Below are 426 nucleotides of genomic sequence, written 5' to 3'. Positions count from 1 at the left end.
GTCCCACATGCAATAAAAGTTGTTCCAAATAATAAAAAAAGGCGAATGCACCCCACATTATGCATTCACCTTAATGGATATCACAACTCTAGACGCTCTCTTAGCGCCTTTACATAATTTCGACTGACTGGAATTTCTTCTTTTTGCCCAACGACTTTTAATTGATAGGCACCATTGAACCAGGGGATTAACTCTTCAATTTTGTCTAAATTCACTAAGTAACTTTTGTGAGTTCGAAAAAAGGGGTACCCTTTTAATTTTTCTTCTAAATCTTTAATTGGCGTCCTTGAGCTATATTTTCGTTCATTGGCACAGATCATTGTTTCTCGATCTTCGCGAAACAGATAAGCAATATCTTTAGGAGAAAGATAAACAATTCGCCCTTCATCTTCTACTGCTAATTTGCCTACACCTGCAGTTAGGTCT

At 37.1% G+C, this 426-nt stretch carries 1 protein-coding gene; it reads right to left on the bottom strand.

Features of this window, described 5'->3' with window-relative positions; genetic code table 11:
* Positions 1 to 80 precede the first annotated feature (80 nt).
* Positions 81 to 426 (bottom strand): LytTR family DNA-binding domain-containing protein (locus KH400_RS21355; protein ID WP_217228074.1); only part of this gene is annotated, 346 nt, incomplete at its 5' end.

The organism is Desertibacillus haloalkaliphilus, from assembly GCF_019039105.1.
Taxonomy (GTDB): Bacteria; Bacillota; Bacilli; order Bacillales; family KJ1-10-99; genus Desertibacillus; species Desertibacillus haloalkaliphilus.
Note: the sequence above shows the minus strand (reverse complement) of the source record. Positions and strands in the feature narration are given on the sequence as shown.